A 13618-nucleotide genomic window follows, 5' to 3' on the forward strand; every position below is an offset into this window, starting at 1 on the left:
GGCCGGGGCAGATCACCTTTCCCGAGGTGAGGTGCATGATGGCTCTCGCTCTCCAGACGCAGACCCAGGGTTACTGGACCCTCGTCAGGTTCCTCGGCGCCGTCGACGACAAGCGGGTGCTCGCCCTGCGCGTCCGGCTGCTCCGCGTCGTGGAGCACCATCCGCGGGTCGCGGCCGACCTGTCGGGCTGCCGGGTGACGGGCACCCGATGGATGAGCGTGCTGCTGGACGTGGGCGAGCGGGCACGAGCCTGCGGGCACACCTTCGCCGTCATCAGCCCGCGTCCGCACGCCGTGCGCCTGTGCCTGCCGGTGCTCGCCCGCGGGGGCCGGCTCCTGCTGTGCGAGTCGGCCGAGCAACTCCCGAACCGGGGCTAGGAGCGGCCGGTTCGGGAGCGACCGGACCAGGAGCGACCCGGCCCGGCGGCCGCCTGGCTCAGGAGCAGCAGCCACCGCCGCAGCAGCCACCGCCACCGCCACCGCCACCGCCGCCGGCGGCCGGGCGCGGGGCGGCCGCGCCGCCGGTCATGGCGACGGTGGACAGCAGTTTCACCGTGTCGTCGTGCCCCTCGGGGCACGTCGCCGGGGCGTCGGAGGCCGACATGGGGCGGGAGACCTCGAACGTGGAGCCGCACGCGCGGCAGCGGAAGTCGTAACGCGGCATGGTCTAAGCGTAGGTGATGTGCGCGTAGTCGGACACGGGCTCGTACCCGATGGCCTGGTAGATGGCGTTGCTGGTGGGGTTGGCCAGGTCGGTGAAGAGCACGAGCTGCTCGCAGCGCCCGGCCAGCCCGGCCTGGCTGACGTGGGCGGTGATCGCCGCGCCGTAGCCGCGCCTGCGGCACGACGGCGGCGTGTACACCGGCCCGACCCGGCAGACCCCGCCGGCCGCCTGCGACAGCGCCGCGAGGGAGACCGGCGCGCCGCCGTCCTCCCACACGAACAACTCGCGCCGCGTCAGCCGCTGGGCGACCCGCTCGGCCGCGTCGCCCTCGCCGAGCCCGACCTCGTCGCCGAACGCCTGGTACCAGCTCACCAGCAGCGGGAAGTCGGCGGGCGCGGCGAGCCTGCCCCGCCCCGGCACGTCGGGGACGCGCAGCGTGCCGAGCCGGTAGAGCCGCTCGGAGACCGTCCGCGCGGGCGGCCCCAGCAGGCGGACGACCTCGTCGGTCAGCTCGACCGGGCCGACGACCGTGGAGAGGTCCCGGCCGAGCGCCTCGACCAGGGACGCGACGGCCTCGACCGGCATGACGGCGAGCCCGACCGGGTACGGCGGCGTGCGGAAGGCCGCTCCGCGCACCCGCCCGCCGGCCGTCCACCAGCCGAAGCGCGGGTCCTTGACCGGCATGCCGGCCCGCAGGTTGGCCAGCACGGTCAGCGGGACGGTGTTGCCCACCGGGTCGCCGAGCAGGAAGGGCTCGGCGACCGCGGCGTACTCCTCGGGGTCCGAGGTGAAGGTCCACATGCCTGGCATGGTGCCAGGCCGGGACCTGGCGGTCCAAAGCAGCCGTCAGGCGGCCGCCTCCAGGTAGGGGGCCCACTGGGGGTCACCGACGAGCGAGGCGCCGATCAGCCGCCAGTGCGCTCCCCGTGGCACCGCCGGGCTGACGCGCAGCGTCCATCCCAGCTCTTCCAGGTATTTGTCGGCCTTGCGGTGGTTGCAGGTGGTGCAGGACGCCACGCAGTTCTCCCACGTGTGCGTGCCGCCCCGCGAGCGCGGGATGACGTGGTCGATGGTCTCGGCCCGCTGGCCGCAGTAGGCGCAGCGGTAGTTGTCACGGCGCATGAGCGCCGCCCTGGTCAGGGGGATGCGCGACCGGTAGGGGATGCGGACGTATCTGCGGAGCCTGATCACCGAGGGCACGTCGAGCGTGCGGCTGGCGGAGCGCAGCACCGCGCCCCGGCCGTCGCGGTGGACGACGTCGGCCTTCTCCCGCAGCACCAGCACGATGGCCCGGTGCAGCGAGAGGGTGGTCAGCGGCTCGTAGGTGGCATTCAGCAACAGGACCTGGCGCGTCATCGGGCCTCTCCCCGCCGCGCGCGTATCAAGGGGGACATGCCGCAGCATGTCCCGGTTATCGGCCCCTCCTGGGGCACTCGTGCTTCCGTCACGTGGACCTCCGCCGGACGGCCCAGCGGATGGTCACCACGGCACCGTCCTGTCACCCAAGTCTGGCGTTAGCAGCGTGGTCCCCGCCACCCCAAAAACACCCACGAGATGGGCCAGAGGGACGCACGGTACGTTTTATGCCCGCTTCACCAGCGCTTTACGCCACCTGCTGGGCAGCTTCCCGCGGCCTGCTTGGCAGTAGGGTTCCGAGCATGACGCGAGAGCCCTACCCGACCGCCCGCCGCGAGGACGTCGTTGACGACCTGCACGGCACCCCCGTCCCCGATCCCTACAGGTGGCTGGAGGACCCTGACAGCCCCGAGACGAAGGGATGGCTGCTCGCGCAGGGCGAGCTGTTCGGCCGGCTGAGGGGGCCGCAGCGGTTCAAGAGCCGCATCGCCGAGCTGCTGAGGTCGGGCTCGGTCGGCGTGCCCACCTGGCGCGGCGAGCGCTGCTTCTTCGCCCGCCGCACCCCCGACCAGGAGCACGCGGTCTACTACATCGCCGAGCCCGGCGGGGCCGAGCGGGCGCTGATCGACCCGATGGAGATCGACCCGTCCGGACTGACCACGCTGGACGCCGTGCAGCCCGACAAGGAGGGCCGCCTGCTGGCCTACCAGATCTCCGTGGGCGGCAACGAGGAGTCCGCCCTGTACATCATGGACGTGGCGACCGGCGCCCGCGTCGAGGGGCCGATCGACCGCTGCCGCTACTCCCCCGTCGCCTGGCTGCCCGGCGGCGAGGCGTTCTACTACGTGCGCCGGCTGCCGAGCACCGAGGTGCCGGAGAACGAGAGCCAGTTCCACCGCCGCGTCTACCTGCACCGCGTCGGCACCTCCACCGAGGACGACGTCATGGTCTTCGGCCAGGGGCTGAAGATGACCAACTACTACGGCGTGTCGGTCTCGCGCGACGGCCGCTGGCTGCAGGTCTCCGCCCACGAGGGCACCGCGCCGCGCAACGACGTCTGGGTGGCCGACCTGGCCGCCTCCAGGATCGACAAGCCCGACCTCAAGGTGGTCCAGGAGGGCGTGGACGCGCAGTCGGGGCTGACGTTCGGCCGCGACGGCAGGCTCTACGTCCACACCGACCGCGACGCGCCGCGCGGCCGGCTGTGCGTCACCGACCCGGCCGAGCCCGGCTACGACACCTGGCGGGAGCTGATCCCCGAGGACCCCGAGGCGGTGCTGAACGACTTCGCGATCCTCGACGGCCTGGAGCGGCCGGTGCTGCTGGCCGGCTGGACCCGCCACGCGATCAGCGAGATCACCGTCCACGACCTGGCGACCGGCGAGCGCGTCGGCGAGGTGGCCACGCCCGGGCTGGGGTCGATCGGCGGCATCTCCGAGCGTCCCGAGGGCGGCTACGAGGCGTGGTTCGGCTACACCGACAACGTCACCCCGCCCACCATCCAGCGTTACGACGCCCGCACCGGTGAGACCACGCTGTGGGCGGCCTCGCCGGGCGCGGTGGAGGTGCCGGACGTCCGCACCGAGCAGGTCGTCTACCGCTCCAAGGACGGCACGGACGTCCGCATGCTGATCATCTCCCCCGCCGGCGAGGCGACCGGCCCGCGCCCGACGATCCTGTACGGCTACGGCGGCTTCGGCCTGTCCATGACCCCCGGCTACTCCGCCACGGCCCTGACCTGGGTGGAGGCCGGCGGCGTCTACGCCGTCGCCAACCTGCGCGGCGGCGGCGAGGAGGGCGAGGAGTGGCACCGCTCCGGCATGCTGGCGCACAAGCAGAACGTCTTCGACGACTTCCACGCCGCGGCCGAGCACCTCATCGCGACCGGCGTGACCACGCGCGAGCAGCTGGCCATCTCCGGCGGCTCCAACGGCGGCCTGCTCGTCGGCGCCGCGCTCACCCAGCGGCCCGACCTGTACGCGGCCGTGGCGTGCTCGGCCCCGCTGCTCGACATGGTCAGGTACGAGCAGTTCGGCCTGGGCGCGACCTGGAACGTCGAGTACGGCTCGGCCGAGGACCCCGAGCAGTTCGCCTGGTTGTGGAGCTACTCGCCCTACCACCACGTCAAGGAGGGCGTGGAGTACCCCGCGACGTTGTTCACCGTCTTCCAGTCCGACACCCGCGTGCACCCGCTGCACGCCTGGAAGATGTGCGCGGCGCTGCAGCACGCCACCGCCTCCGGCCGGCCGGTGCTGCTGCGCAACGAGACCGAGGTGGGGCACGGCGCCCGCTCGGTCAGCCGCTCGGCCGACCTGTGGGCCGACACGCTGACCTTCCTCGCCACCCACACGGGGCTCTAGTGTCGAACATGTGAGCGCGCCGGGAGTGGTCATGGTCGAGGCCGCTCCCAGCGCTGCCCTGCGGCCCTACGCCACCCGCCTGACCGCCTACGGCGAGCACCACGGCGCGCCGGTCACCCGCTCGGAGGCGGCGATCCCCGGGGCCGTGCTCATCCTGGCGTTCGGCACGCCGATGGAGGTGGGCGGGCGGCGGCTGACGGCGTTCGCGGGCGGGCTGGGCGACCGTTTCACCGTCACCCGCACGCCCGGGCCGACGGAGGGCGTGCAGGTGCTGCTCACGCCGTTCGGGGCCAGGCGGCTGTTCGGGGTGCCGATGCGGCACCTGACGAACCTCGTCCTGCCGGCGGGCGACGTGCTGGGGCCGTGGGCGGCCGACGCCGTGGAGCGGCTGGCCGCCACGCCGTCCTGGCAGGAACGGCTGGCGCTGGCCGACCGGCTGCTGGTGGCGCGCGTCCGCCGGGGGCCGGAGCTGGGCCCGGAGGTGCCGTGGGCGTGGGCGCGGCTGCTGGAGTCCGGCGGGCGGGTACGCGCGCCGGAGCTGGCCGCCTCGCTCGGCTGGAGCCACCGGCACCTCGTGGCGCGCTTCCAGGACCAGGTGGGGCTGCCGCCGAAGACGGCGGCGCGGGTGATCAGGTTCGGGCGGGCGGTGCGGCTGCTGCGGTCGGGGGCCGCTCCCGCGCGGGTGGCGGCCGAGTGCGGCTTCTACGACCAGGCGCACCTCAACCGCGAGTTCCGGGTGCTGGGCGACCTGACGCCCGGTCAGATTCGTCCAAGACCCCGGGGCGGGCGCGCGGCATCCTGAGCGTCATGGAACGAACCGTTTACGCACTCGCCCGCTACCAGGACTGCGCCGCCGCGATCGACTTCCTGACCGGCGCGTTCGGGTTCCGGGCGCACGAGGTGTCCAAGAACGACGAGGGCGTGGTCCACCACGCCGAGCTGCTGGTGGGCGGGGACATCATCCTGCTCGGGCAGGGCCGTCCCGGCGGGCCGGGGATCTACGTCGCGGTGGACGACGTGGACGCCCATCATGACCGCGCGGTGGCGGCGGGGGCCGCGGTCACGATGGCGCTGACGGACCAGCCGTACGGGTCGCGGGAGTACGGCTGCACCGACCCCGAGGGCAACCAGTGGTGGTTCGGCACCTACCGGCCCTGAGGATCGGCTCCTGAGGAGCGGCCCTGAGGAGCGGCGTTCCTGTCGGTCCCGGCTGACAGGATGCGGTGGCATGACGACAGAGCTGCTGGCCCCTTACCGCTGGCTGTACGGGGACGACTGCCCCCTGGGTGACATCTACGCCGTGGCCTTCGTGCGCGGGCTCGGCCCCGCCGAGGTGTTACGCCGCTTCGACCCCGCCGGGGCGCCCGGCCGGGAGATGACCTTCGACGAGCTGGACACGGAGGTCGGCGAATTCGTCATGGAGACCAAGGGCGGCTCCGGAGGCGGTTACGTCGGCGTGGTCGAGGCGGGCGGGTGGTGCGTGGCCGTCGAGTTATGGGGCTGGTCGTCCGCTGTCGGGGAGGCCGTGAGCGCGTTGTCGCGCGGGGGCGAGCTGGTGGCCGTGAGCCGGCACGACTACGCCGACGACCACTTCGTCCACGCGCTCGACGGCGCGGTCGTCACCGAGTTCGACCCGAACGTGCCGCACTACCGGTACGGCACCGACGCCCACCGGCTCGACGGCCTGATGCGCGAGGTCGGCATGCGGCTCGACGGGCCCGACGACGAGCCCGACGACGACGGGCCCGGCGACGACGAGCTGGTGGACGGCCGGTACGACCCGAGCCTGGCGCGGGCGTTCGCGCTGGCGGCGCGGATCACCGGCGTGCCGTTCGCGCCGGAGCTGCTCGACGGCCCGCTCCTGGTCGGCCAGGTCGCCAAGGGGTGGGCAGGGGCGGGCGAGGTCTAGCGGGTGGGCCGAGGCGGGCGAGGTCTAGCGGGCGGGCCTAGCGGGGGAAGACCACCGTCTTGTGGCCGTCCAGCAGCACGCGCTGCTCGGCATGCCACTTGACCGCCCTGGCCAGGGTCACGCACTCCACGTCCCGGCCGATGGCCGCCAGGTCCTCGGGCGAGTGGCTGTGGTTGACCCTGGCCACCTCCTGCTCGATGATCGGCCCCTCGTCCAGGTCGGAGGTCACGTAGTGGGCGGTGGCGCCGATCAGCTTGACGCCGCGGTCGTGGGCCTGGTGGTAGGGCTTGGCGCCCTTGAACGACGGCAGGAACGAGTGGTGGATGTTGATCGCCCGCCCGGCCAGCTTCTCGCACAGGTCCTGCGAGAGCACCTGCATGTAGCGGGCCAGCACCACCAGGTCCACCTGGTAGTGCTCGACCAGCGCCAGCACCTCGGCCTCCTGCTTCGGCTTGGTCTCCGGGGTGACCGGCAGGTGGTGGTAGTCGATGCCGTACGACTGGGTGAGCGGCCGCAGGTCGGGGTGGTTGGAGACGACGGCCACGATGTCGATGCCGAGGGTCTTGGCCTTGACCCGGTAGAGCAGGTCGTTGAGGCAGTGGTCGAACTTGCTGACCATGATCAGCACGCGCGGCTTCCTGGCCACGTCCCGGACCGTGAACTCCATCGCGAAGTCGGGCGCGAGCGCCGCGAAGGCGGCCCTGAGGTCGTCCTCGCCCAGCGGCCCGGCGAACTGCACGCGCATGAAGAAGCGCTGCGCCACCCGGTCGCCGAACTGCTGGCTCTCGATGATGTTGCAGCCGTGGCGGACCAGCAGGCCGGAGACGGCGGCCACCACGCCTGGCCGGTCGGGGCAGGACAGCGTCAGGATGTATTCGGCTGGGCTGGTCATGCGGTCACTCTCGCGGGCGTCGTGGGTGTGGGTCAGGTGTGGGTGCCGGTGTGGGTATCGGTGCTGGTCTGGGCAGAGTATCGGGCCGCGGGCGGGTTCGCCGCCGGCTGCCTCTTCACTCCTGCGTGGCGGTCGGCCGACATCGAGCGTACCCGCCGCGGCGGGCGCCGTGGCGGGGCACTGAGCGGTCCGATTTTGGGTAGGTTCCGGGCATTACGGACAATTCTGCTACGCAAGCTGGTCCCGCCCCGCCCTTCCGGGGCGGACAGGGGGGACGCACGTGCCTGTGGACGCCGCCGTACTCGCCGCGGTCGCCGGCCTGTTCGCCGTCGTGTCCGGGGTCAACGACGGCGGCGCCCTGCTCGCCACCGGGCTCAAGCTGCCCACGGTGCGGCCGGCGACCGGCGTCCTCGTCCTGGTCGTCATGGTGGCGGCCGTGCCGCTGCTGTCGCACCAGGTGGCGCTGACGTTCGTGAACCGGGTGGCGCACTTCGACCAGCCCGGCGGCCGGGCCGCGACCTCGGCGGCCGTGCTCGCGGCGCTGGGCGTGGTGGCCGTGCTCAGCGCCAAGGGCCGGCCGACCAGCCTGACCCTCGCCGTCGTGGGCGGGCTGACGGGCGCAGGCCTGGGCTGGGGGCTGCCGGTGTCGGCGGGGACGGTGGCGCAGGTGCTGGCGTTCGGCGTCGCGGCGCCGGTCGTGGGCGGGCTGCTGGCGTGGGCCCTCTTCCGGGTGCTCCTGCTGGTGACCACGGCCGAGGGGCTGGGGTGGTGGCACCGGGCGGGGTTCCTGCTGCAGACCGTCGCGTACGCCGCCAACGACGCCCAGAAGATGCTCGCCCTCTTCATGATCGCGGTCGGCTTCCAGGGCGCGCCGCCCGCGTACACGTCGCTGGTCGCGGCCCTGTTCGCCCTCGGCACCCTGTACGGGCTGCCCAAGGCCGGCCGCACGCTGAGCCGCGAGATCATCGCCTTCAGGCCCGCGCACGGCGTCGCGGCGGAGCTGGCCTCGGGCGTGGCGGTCATCGGCTGCGCGGCGGCCGGGATGCCGGTGAGCATGACCCAGGCCGTGGCGGGCGGCCTGATCGGGGCGGGCGTGGCGCAGGGCGGCGGCGGCCGGGTCCGCTGGTACGCGGCGATCAAGATCGTGTCGGCCTGGATGCTGACCTTGCCCGCGAGCGGCCTGCTGGGATGGCTCCTGGCCCTGGCGGTGAAGGGACTGATGACGTGGTGAGGGGACGGCGGTGCCTCGGTCGCCGGCCGGAGACGGAGGCGCGATGAAGCGGCTGCGGCGGATCAGGGACCTCATGGCGGGGCGCATGGACACCGGGGTCGCCGAAGCCCTGCTCGGGCAGTTGCAGGCCACCAAGCAAGGGGCCTGGCTGGCCATGTCCATGATCGGGGGCGAGGTGGGGCGTACCGGGGCGCACGAGCAGATGCGCTCCATCGAGCACCTGGGGGACGAGGAGCGCGCCCGTCTCGTCGAGGAGCTCAAGTCCGCCCTCGTCACGCCCATCGACAGGGAGGACCTGTTCCGGCTGTCCCGCTCGATCGACGACGTGCTGGACTCGTTGCGGGACTTCGTCCGCGAGTCCCACCTGTACCGGGTGCCGGACCAGATCCGCTTCACGCCCCTGCTCGACCAGGTCATCATCGGCATCGACGCCCTGGAGCAGGCCGTGCGCGACCTGGCCGCCAGCCCCTCGGTGGTGGCGGTGGACGCGCTGGAGGCGAAGAAGGCGGGCGGGGCGATCCGGCGGATGTACCAGTACGAGATCTCGCGGATCTTCTCCGGGGAGCTGACGCCGGAGGCCATGAAGGAGCGCGAGCTGGTGCGGCGGCTGGAGATCGTCGGGGTGGCGATCGGCGACGCGGCGGACGCCATCGCGGACGGCGCGATGAAGCGCTGAGCGAGGATCCGGGGGTGCGGGGTCCGGGGGTGCGGGGTCCGGGGGTGCGGGGTCCGGGGTGCGGGGGTGCGGAGAGTCCGGGGTCCGGGTGGCCGGTGCCGGGATGGGAGCATGGGGGCATGGCGCGGCGAATGGGACGGGCGGCCGCGGTGTGCGCCGTTCTCGGGGTGTTGTGGTGGGCCACCATCCGTGTCGCCTGGCTCGGGGTGGGGTGCGGCGACTGGGGGTGTCTCGCGCCGTCCGTCGGGCTGCTCGCGGTGATCAGCCTGGCGCTGCTCGCCGGGTCCGTACGGGTGCTCGACCGGGTGGACGTGCGGCCCGGCCGGCGGGTGGCGCTGGTGGCGGCCGGGACGCTGGTGGTGCTCCGGCTGGCCGGGGAGGCGCTGCCGTCGTGGACGTCCCGGTGGGCGGACGCGGCGGCGGCCGGGGCGGCGTTCGCGGTGGCGGGGGTCGTGGCGGCGTTCGTGACGGAGACGAGGGTGGCCTGGTGGTGGAAGGTCGTGGTGGCGCTGGCGCTGGCCGCGCTGCCGCCGGCCGCGCTGGCGGTGACCCTGTCGGGAGCCGACTTCTGAAGGTCCCTCACCACGGCAAAGGCCCCGGCCAAGTACACCGGCGAAGGGCACGCTTGGGGCTACGGTGGGGGCGTGGCGTTCAACGAGCTGCTCAACGACCTTGACCACAGCGCTTCGGCCCAGGCCGCCGGGATCCGGCGCGGCTACGGCGGACCGCCCGCCCGTACGGTCTCCGCCCGCGCCGGCCTGACCCGGCTGCGCTGCGCGTCGCTGCTGAAACCCCTGTACGCGTGGGTGAGCGCGGCCCGCATCCCCGACCGCACGCGCTGGCGCCGCCACGCCGAGCCCGCCGTCGTCATCTCCTCCAACGCCGACACGCTCAACCTCTGGCTCGCCGTCGGCCCCGGCGTCGTCCTCGACGACCTGCGCGAGCGCACCGGCGTGTCCTGGGCCCTGCCCAACGGCGACCCCTCGCGCTTCGGCTCGGTCGAGGTCACCGCCGACGAGGTCGCGACCGCGTACGCGGTGTTCGCCCAGTCGGCCGCGGCGGGCGATCCGGTGGCCTCGGACGTGCTGCGCTGGATGCGGCTGGTGGAGGGCGAGCAGACGTTCGGGACGCGGGAGGCGCTCGGCTCCGCCGAGGCGGCGATCAAGTGCGGCTGGTACGGCGCCCCCGAGGAGACCTGCCTGCGTACCCACGCCGTGGCCGTCCTGCCGCGCGGCGGCACCCGGGTGACCGTCGTGGTCGGCATGACGGCGCTGCCGTACACCGACGCCGCCGACCGCGAGGACTACCGGGAGCGGGTGGGCCGGGGCCTGCCCGTGGAGCACGTGCACGAGAAGCTGGCGGGCTGGCTGCTGCGCGAGCTGATGGCGACGACCCTGACCGAGCTGGGCGGCGCCACCGGGCACCCGGCCAGGAAGGGCTGACGACCCAGGAAGGGCTGACGACCCCGGCCCCACGCCCGCCGGTGGCCGCTCACCGGTCGGCCGCCGCCGGTGAGCGGCCCCCGGCCGTGAGGCGCCTGACGACCTCGGCCAGCTCCGGCGGCTCCGCCCCCGCGGGCAGCTCCTCGGCCCACACGTGGCCGAGGTACGCCTCCCGCTCCTCCCCCGTCAGCCCGCCGGGCTCGACGGCGGGCCGGGCGGCCGCGAACCGGGCCAGGTAGAACGGCTCGATCCTGACGTACCGGACACCCAGCCACCGGAAGTCGCGCCCGACCTGGACCGACCGGTCGAGCACGGCCGAGCCGGGCAGCCCGGTCTCCTCGGCCAGCTCGCGCCGGGCGGCGTCGAGCGGCCCCTCGCCGGGTTCGAGCCCGCCGCCGGGCGGCTCCCACAGCTCGGCGCGGGCGACGCGGTCGTACCAGCGTTGCAGCAGCACCCGGCCGTCGCGGTCGAGGCAGACGACGCGCGCGGCGGGACGGGAACTCGTCGGCTCCATGAGGGCGGCTACCCGGCGGCCGGCACGTGGTTGCGCAGCCGCAGGTCGTCGGGGTAGGGCGAGAAGTAGCTCTGGTCGCGGACGTACTCGGCCGCCTCGCCCCGCGCGTGGTGGCGCAGCAGCGTGGTCGGGACGCTCAGCGGCACCAGGCCGGCCCGGTAGGACTCGATCACCTCGACCAGGTCGGCGCGGCGGGTGGGGTCGAGGACGAGCATGCCCATGCAGTGCTGCAGGACGTTGACGTTGCGGCCCACGGTGGCCTTGACGGCCATGACCTGCTGGAAGACCTCGCGGTAGGCCGCGGACACCTCCTCGCGGGGCCGCACGCCCGCCACGGCGACCACCCGCCCGGCCTCCCGGTAGCGCAGCGGGTCGTGGGCGAGCAGCTGCATCTTGTGCCGCGCGTGGAAGGCCACCAGGTCGCGCGGCCGCCAGTCGCCGCTGAGCAGCGCCCGCAGCCGGGCGTGCGCGAACACCCGCTCGACGAAGCTCTCGCGCAGCAGCGCGTCGTGCAGCCGGCCCTCGTCCTCGACCGGCAGCAGCGGATGGGAGCCGATGATCAGGTCGGCGAACACGCCCCGGTTGCGGCGGTCGGCGGGCTGCCCGTCGGCGCGGTAGACGGGCACGCCGTGGATGCCGCAGGTGGGGCTCTTGGCCTTGAAGACGTAGCCGTCGACGTCGAGGGCGGCGGCCCGCTCGGCGGCCAGCGCCCGCATGCGGTCGGTCAGGTCGGTACGGGTGGCGCGGGTCATCAGCCGGGGGCCCTCGGCGGCGGCCTCCAGCCGCAGGGTCTCGCGGGGCGCGCCGAGGCCGATCTCCATCTCCGGGCAGATGCGGACCCAGTCGACGTAACGGTCGAGGGCGTCGGACAGGAACCGGTCACGGCTGTGGCCCCCGTTGTACCTGACCAGCTCGCCCAGCAGGCAGCTCGACACCGCCACCCTGGGCCGCGCGTCCGGCATGGCCGTGATCATTCACCCATCCAAGCTCGTCGGGAGCACGCGGGCAACCAAGCCCGGGAAGATCAGTCGCCTGTGACCTGCCCGGACACCGGCCGATCATGCGCCTCCGCGAGCACCAGCCCCAGCAGCCCGGGGAAACGCTCCTCGAACTCCGCCCGGCGCAGCCGGTTGAGCCGGCGGCTGCCCTCGTCGCGCTGCTCCAGCAGGCCGACGTTGCGCAGGACGGCGAAGTGGTGGCTGAGCGTGGACTTGGCCACCGGCAGGTGGCTGAACGTGCCGCAGGCCCGGGTCCAGTCGGGCACCCCGGCCAGCTCGCGGACGATGCGCCGGCGCACGGGGTCGCCGAGGGCGTCGTCGTCGGCACCGGCGTCGCCAACGTCTGGTCCCGCGACGCGACGACGGCCGCGGCGGCCTCGGTCGCCCTGGCCGACGCCTTCCCCGAGCGGTTCCTGCTCGGCCTCGGCATCAGCCACGCGCCCGTGGTCGCCTCCCGCGGCCACGACTACACCAGGCCGCTGGCCACCATGCGCGCCTACCTCGACGACGCGCCGGCCCAGCTCGCCCGCCTCGCCCCCGCCCTGGAGCTGTGACCGCGGCCGGGGGTGGTTGACCTGGAGCGCGCTCCACTCCGTAGCGTGGGGAGCATGACCACGCCACAACACAAGATCGGTTCGGGGTTCGGCGCGAGGAGCACCGCCGAGGACGTGCTCGCCGGGATCGACCTGTCCGGCAAGCTGGCGATCGTCACCGGCGGCTACTCGGGCCTCGGGCTGGAGACCACCCGGGCGCTGGCCGGCGCCGGCGCCCGGGTCGTCGTGCCGGCCCGCCGCCCCGAGGCGGCCCGCGAGGCGGTCGCCGGCCTGCCCGGCGTCGAGGTGGACGAACTCGACCTCGCCGACCTGGAGAGCGTGCGCGGCTTCGCCGAGCGTTTCCTCGCCACCGGCCGCAGCGCCGAGATCGTCATCGACAACGCCGGGATCATGGCCTGCCCGGAGACGCGCGTCGGCCCGGGCTGGGAGGCCCAGTTCGCCACCAACCACCTCGGCCACTACGCGCTGGTCAACCGCCTCTGGCCGGCCATCGCCCGGGGCGGCGGCCGGGTGGTGTCGGTCTCGTCCGCCGGCCACCGGCACTCCGGCATCCGCTGGGACGACGTGCACTTCGAGCGCGGTTACGACAAGTGGCAGGCCTACGGGCAGGCGAAGACCGCCAACGTCCTGTTCGCCGTGCACCTCGACGCCCTGGCCCGGCAGGCGGGGGTGCGGGCGTTCGCGCTGCACCCGGGCGCGATCCTCACGCCCCTGCAGCGCCACCTGCCCCAGGAGGAGATGGTCGCCCTCGGCTGGATCGACGAGGCGGGCAACGCGCTGGACCCGAGCTTCAAGACCCCGGCGCAGGGCGCGGCCACGCAGGTGTGGGCGGCCACCTCACCGCAGCTCGCGGGCATGGGCGGCGTCTACTGCGAGGACTGCGACATCGCGGAGGTCATCCCCGGCCAGGCCTCCGGCCCGGGGGTGCGGGAGTACGCGGTGGACCCCGAGCAGGCGGCGCGCCTGTGGCGGCTGTCCGCCGACCTCACCGGCGTCGACGCCTTCTCCTGACACGCGGGTGCG

Annotated in this window: 18 protein-coding genes; 11 read left to right on the forward strand and 7 right to left on the reverse strand. The window is 73.9% G+C overall.

All coding sequences use genetic code 11. The annotated features are described in order from the left end of the window. Nucleotides 1-35 precede the first annotated feature (35 nt). On the forward strand, nt 36-377 hold the full coding sequence (locus tag AB0H75_RS48020) for an STAS domain-containing protein (RefSeq protein WP_367808372.1): 342 nt from the start codon (nt 36-38) through the stop codon (nt 375-377). A 58-nt stretch (nt 378-435) separates the two neighbouring features. Here the strand turns inward: AB0H75_RS48020 and AB0H75_RS48025 are convergent, their stop codons facing one another. Genes AB0H75_RS48025 through AB0H75_RS48035 form a run of 3 tightly spaced genes read right to left on the reverse strand, consistent with a single transcriptional unit; the run spans nt 436 to nt 2019 of the window. Further along, a complete protein-coding gene (locus AB0H75_RS48025) occupies nt 436-663 on the reverse strand; it encodes a zinc ribbon domain-containing protein (protein ID WP_367808374.1) in 228 nt (75 codons plus the stop codon). Between the two features lie 3 nt (nt 664-666). Beyond that, a complete protein-coding gene (locus AB0H75_RS48030; protein WP_367808376.1) occupies nt 667-1464 on the reverse strand; it encodes a GNAT family N-acetyltransferase in 798 nt (265 codons plus the stop codon). 45 nt (nt 1465-1509) lie between these two features. Beyond that, a complete protein-coding gene (locus AB0H75_RS48035) occupies nt 1510-2019 on the reverse strand; it encodes an HNH endonuclease (protein ID WP_367808378.1) in 510 nt (169 codons plus the stop codon). A gap of 302 nt (nt 2020-2321) precedes the next feature. On the opposite strand from AB0H75_RS48035, the gene AB0H75_RS48040 reads away from it, so the two are divergent. The 4 genes from AB0H75_RS48040 to AB0H75_RS48055 all read left to right on the forward strand — a co-directional run bounded on the left by AB0H75_RS48040 (nt 2322) and on the right by AB0H75_RS48055 (nt 6288). After that, nucleotides 2322-4379 carry a prolyl oligopeptidase family protein gene (locus AB0H75_RS48040; protein WP_367808380.1) on the forward strand — a complete coding sequence of 686 codons (2058 nt, stop codon included), beginning with the start codon at nt 2322-2324 and terminating at the stop codon, nt 4377-4379. A gap of 10 nt (nt 4380-4389) precedes the next feature. Further along, a complete protein-coding gene (locus tag AB0H75_RS48045; RefSeq protein ID WP_367808382.1) occupies nt 4390-5181 on the forward strand; it encodes a helix-turn-helix domain-containing protein in 792 nt (263 codons plus the stop codon). Nucleotides 5182-5186: 5 nt separating this feature from the next. Beyond that, nucleotides 5187-5537, forward strand: a complete 351-nt coding sequence (locus AB0H75_RS48050) for a VOC family protein (protein ID WP_367808384.1) — start codon at nt 5187-5189, stop codon at nt 5535-5537. Between the two features lie 70 nt (nt 5538-5607). Next, nucleotides 5608-6288, forward strand: a complete 681-nt coding sequence (locus tag AB0H75_RS48055; protein WP_367808386.1) for a DUF6461 domain-containing protein — start codon at nt 5608-5610, stop codon at nt 6286-6288. 37 nt (nt 6289-6325) lie between these two features. Here the strand turns inward: AB0H75_RS48055 and purU are convergent, their stop codons facing one another. Continuing rightward, a complete protein-coding gene (gene purU, locus AB0H75_RS48060) occupies nt 6326-7180 on the reverse strand; it encodes a formyltetrahydrofolate deformylase (RefSeq protein ID WP_367808388.1) in 855 nt (284 codons plus the stop codon). Nucleotides 7181-7460: 280 nt separating this feature from the next. Between purU and AB0H75_RS48065 the strand changes: the two genes are divergently transcribed. From AB0H75_RS48065 to AB0H75_RS48080, 4 genes are all read left to right on the forward strand, one after another. Continuing rightward, nucleotides 7461-8411 (forward strand): anion permease, encoded by a 951-nt coding sequence (locus AB0H75_RS48065; protein WP_367808390.1) that lies wholly within the window; start codon nt 7461-7463, stop codon nt 8409-8411. Nucleotides 8412-8454: 43 nt separating this feature from the next. After that, nucleotides 8455-9087 (forward strand): DUF47 domain-containing protein, encoded by a 633-nt coding sequence (locus AB0H75_RS48070; protein WP_367808392.1) that lies wholly within the window; start codon nt 8455-8457, stop codon nt 9085-9087. A gap of 119 nt (nt 9088-9206) precedes the next feature. Further along, a complete protein-coding gene (locus AB0H75_RS48075) occupies nt 9207-9659 on the forward strand; it encodes a hypothetical protein (protein WP_367808394.1) in 453 nt (150 codons plus the stop codon). Between the two features lie 72 nt (nt 9660-9731). Then, nucleotides 9732-10529: a hypothetical protein gene (locus AB0H75_RS48080; protein WP_367808396.1), complete on the forward strand. Its 798-nt coding sequence runs from the start codon at nt 9732-9734 to the stop codon at nt 10527-10529. A 49-nt stretch (nt 10530-10578) separates the two neighbouring features. Here AB0H75_RS48080 and AB0H75_RS48085 read toward each other — a convergent pair whose 3' ends face one another. The 3 genes from AB0H75_RS48085 to AB0H75_RS48095 are packed head-to-tail and all read right to left on the reverse strand — an operon-like array spanning nt 10579 to nt 12340. Next, a complete protein-coding gene (locus tag AB0H75_RS48085) occupies nt 10579-11043 on the reverse strand; it encodes an NUDIX domain-containing protein (protein WP_367808398.1) in 465 nt (154 codons plus the stop codon). Nucleotides 11044-11051: 8 nt separating this feature from the next. After that, entirely contained in the window at nt 11052-12017 is a 966-nt protein-coding gene (locus AB0H75_RS48090) for a YbgA family protein (protein WP_367808400.1), read from the reverse strand. Nucleotides 12018-12067: 50 nt separating this feature from the next. After that, nucleotides 12068-12340: an ArsR/SmtB family transcription factor gene (locus tag AB0H75_RS48095; protein WP_367808402.1), complete on the reverse strand. Its 273-nt coding sequence runs from the start codon at nt 12338-12340 to the stop codon at nt 12068-12070. Between AB0H75_RS48095 and AB0H75_RS48100 the strand changes: the two genes are divergently transcribed. Together AB0H75_RS48100 and AB0H75_RS48105 are read left to right on the forward strand one after the other, a co-directional pair. Next, on the forward strand, nt 12269-12595 hold the full coding sequence (locus AB0H75_RS48100; protein WP_367808404.1) for an LLM class flavin-dependent oxidoreductase: 327 nt from the start codon (nt 12269-12271) through the stop codon (nt 12593-12595). The genes AB0H75_RS48095 and AB0H75_RS48100 overlap by 72 nt on opposite strands. A 54-nt stretch (nt 12596-12649) precedes the next feature. Beyond that, complete coding sequence (locus AB0H75_RS48105) at nt 12650-13606, forward strand: SDR family NAD(P)-dependent oxidoreductase (protein ID WP_367808406.1); 957 nt, start codon at nt 12650-12652, stop codon at nt 13604-13606. Nucleotides 13607-13618 lie beyond the last annotated feature (12 nt).

Source organism: Nonomuraea sp. NPDC050783, from assembly GCF_040802095.1.
GTDB lineage: Bacteria > Actinomycetota > Actinomycetes > Streptosporangiales > Streptosporangiaceae > Nonomuraea.